This is a genomic window from Shewanella sp. (genome assembly GCF_013214165.1).
Lineage (GTDB): Bacteria > Pseudomonadota > Gammaproteobacteria > Enterobacterales > Shewanellaceae > Shewanella.
The window spans coordinates 23,352-26,964 of sequence record NZ_JABSSM010000015.1; the positions used below are offsets into that span (position 1 = coordinate 23,352).

The 3,613-nt window shown below is 47.7% G+C and carries 1 protein-coding gene and 1 pseudogene; both read left to right on the plus strand.

What is annotated here, in order from left to right; translation table 11 throughout:
- Positions 1–262 precede the first annotated feature (262 nt).
- A pseudogene (locus HRU42_RS05535) lies at positions 263–1,363 on the plus strand (efflux RND transporter periplasmic adaptor subunit); the annotation flags it as partial.
- Positions 1,364–1,377: 14 nt separating this feature from the next.
- Positions 1,378–3,613: efflux RND transporter permease subunit (locus tag HRU42_RS05540; protein WP_295029394.1), on the plus strand; the 2,236-nt coding region annotated here is incomplete at its 3' end.

Sequence of the window (3,613 nt, forward strand, 5' to 3'; positions counted from 1 at the left end):
CGAAATCNAAANTNNAAANNNNAANNNNAANNTNNAAATCGAAATCGAAATCGAAAATCTAGCTCTTAGCTTCTTAACTCCATCCTCTCCCGGCTGAAGCCGGNCCTACAACGCCTGGGTGAAATGTTAAGCATGATAACAAGATGATACATTCNCCTTACAAAAACAGATTTATCCAAGTCTGATTCTCTGGTAATTTAGTCAATATAAAATTTCAGCACGGAAAAGCGGAAAATAATGATAAAAATAATCCTGAGAAGCGATCCCCATTATCGATGTGATCAGCGTAGAACAAAAAACGGTTTCCCTAAACCTCCCCTCTTATGGTGTCGTCACTCCCAAGAACAAGACCCAGCTGGTCACCGAAGTTCAGGGGCGAATGCTGACAATAGCCCCCCATTTTGTCGCCGGTGGCGTAGTAAAGAAAGGCGATGAGCTGGCCATCATAGAGCCTTCAGACTATGAAGCCGACCTGATGCAGGCCCAGGCCTCTCTCGCTCAAGCCGAAGCGGCACTCGAAGAAGAGGTGGCCCGTGGCGAAGTGGCCAAGAATGATTGGAAAGGCTTCGATGGCGGTGTGCCGCCCGAACTTGGATTACGTCTGCCTCAGCTGAAGAAAGAACAGGCCAATGTTAAATTCCAACAAGCAGCGCTGGCTCGCGCGCAACGTAATCTTGAGAGAACCATCATACGTGCACCTTTCGATGGCATCATCAAGGCGCGACATGTCGACCTGGGCCAGTATGTCACCCTAGGCACTAACCTAGGTGAGCTCTACGATACCCGTATCGCCGAGATCCGTTTACCGCTTGCAAATAATGACCTCGCCTATCTGGAGTCTGTCGATAACCCAGATACTCAGGTTACTCTCAGCGCATCATTAGCCGGTAAAGATGTCACCTGGATTGGCACGATTGTAAGAAGTGAAGGCGTTATCGATGCTGACAACCGTATGGTATATCTGGTTGCCGAAATTCAAGATCCTTACCTGAGAAAGAACCGTAAGGAGGGTCAACTTCCTCTTAAATATGGCAGTTTCGTTACCGCAGTAATTAAAGGCCGTACCGTAGACGGTATTGTACAGTTACCCCGCCATCTGGTGCGTAACGGTAGTGTGGCCGTAGTATCGAGTGACAATGTCATCGAGATCCGCGAAGTCAATGTGGTCAGAACCGATATCGACAGTGTGTATATCAAGGACAGTCTGAGTGATGGAGAGCGTATTTCACTGACTAAACTCAATAATATGTCTACGGGTCAAGTTGTTAAAATCCTCGGTGAAATGCAGAAAAATGATAACGGGGCGGAAACGCCAGATTCAGAGACCAAGGAGCAGCGACTCGCTAGCGCCGGTGAACACTAATGGATGTACAAGAAGTGGATCCTCAAAAAGGCATAATTGCCTGGTTTGCTCGAAACAGTGTTGCCGCAAACCTATTGATGGCCTTCCTAATTTTAGGCGGCTTGTTTAGTAGCTATTTTCTGGTCAATAAGGAAATTATTCCCTCTTACGAGCTTAATTACCTGCAGATATCTGTGGCTTATCCTGGCGCAGCACCTCAAGAAATTGAGGAGGGGATTAACATTAAGATTGAAGAGGCGATCCAAGATATCAATGGCATCAAGAAGGTCACCTCAGTCGCCAGTGATGGCTTTGGTAATGTCACCATAGAGGTCGAAGATAACTATGACCCTCAGGATATTCTCGATGAAGCTAAACTTGCGATAGATGCCATCTCAACCTTTCCCGATAATATTGAAAAGCCAAATATTTTTCGTATCAAACCAGAGAACAATGTTATCTGGGTCTCTGTCTATGGCGATCTGACTCTGCATGAGATGAAGGAGTTGGCTAAATCCATTCGCGAAGATATCACATCCTTACCGGCAGTAACCCGGGCAAAAGTCACTGGCGTCCGTGATTACGAGATAAGCATTGAACTGTCCGAAGACAAGCTTAGGGAATATGGCCTTAATTTCGCCCAGGTCGCTCAAGCGGTACAGAACTCTTCGATAGATCTGCCCGGCGGCGCTATTCGCGCTCAAGATGGTGACATCTTGCTACGTACTAAGGGCCAGGCATACACAGGTGAGGATTTTGAGAAAATAGTCGTCAGCACCCGTCCCGACGGCAGCCGTATCATGTTGCCCCAAGTCGCCACCATCAAGGATGGCTTCGAGGAACGATTGGAATATACTCGCTTCAACGGCAAGCCCGCGGCGATTATTGAAGTTAGCAGCATAGACGATCAAAATGCCCTCGATATCTCGGCCCAGGTAAAGGCCTATATCGCACAGAGACGTATGACACTTCCGGCCGGAGCTCAGCTCGATACCTGGGGTGATCTGACGCATTACCTCAAAGGACGCCTGAACATGATGTTATCTAACATGTTCTATGGTGCACTACTGGTGTTTCTGATCCTAGCCATCTTCCTGGAACTCAAGTTAGCCTTCTGGGTCATGATGGGCCTGCCAGTGTGTTTCCTCGGAGCCGTGTTGTTGATGCCGGTAGAGCCTTTTTCACTCTCTATCAACCTACTTACCCTGTTCGCCTTTATTCTGGTGCTGGGCATAGTAGTGGATGACGCCATCGTCATCGGCGAGAGTGCCTATACAGAGATAGAGAAACACGGCCACTCACTGGAAAATGTGGTCCGGGGCGCCAACAAGGTGGCCATGCCTGCCACGATTGGGGTGTTAACCACTATCGTGGCTTTTCTGCCTATGCTGATGGTCTCCGGCCCCCAAGGTATCATCTGGAAATCTATCGGTATGATAGTGATCCTCTGCCTGATGTTTTCTTTGGTGGAGTCTAAGTTAATTCTTCCGGCTCACCTCGCGCATATGAAGCCCAAGAAACCTAGGTCACAATTAGGAAAAATGGGTCTATTAAAAGCCAAGTTGAACGACAAGATCCAGTATTTTATCCATCATAAATATCGCTTCTTTCTCGAACGCTGTATCAAGCAAAGATATAACGTGGTCGCCATTTTTATCGGGGTGTTGATCCTATCCATCGCCTTAGTGGTCAGTGGTAAGATACGCATGGTCACGATGCCAGATCTTCCGTCCGACTTTATTCAAGTACATTTAGAGATGGATGAAGGCAGCTCTGAGACGAATACCTTAAAGGTGGTCAAAGAGGTCGAAGCTGCCCTCTACGCCATGAATGACCAGATGGAGTCTGAAAATGGCTACCAAGTGGTCAAGCACAGCTTTATCGACATGAGCTCACGAACCTCGGCCTTTATCTTTGCCGAGTTGACTAAGAGTGAAGACCGGGAGGTCGATGGTGTCGCCATTGCCTCTGCATGGCGTGAACAGCTGCCTGAGCTTATTGCCGTTAAGAAATTGAATATTAACGCCAGCACCAATGAGGGTGGCGGCGATATCTCTTTCAGATTAACCGCGAGTAACCTCGAACAACTGTCTATGGCTGCTACAGAGCTTAAACAGAAGCTAAAAACCTATGAGGGTGTCTACGATATTTCAGACAACTTCTCATCGGGTAGCCATGAGATACGCTTAACGATCAAGCCAGAAGCAGAGGCTCAGGGACTCACCTTGTCAGATCTAGCCAGCCAGGTTCGATATGGTTTCTATGGTTATG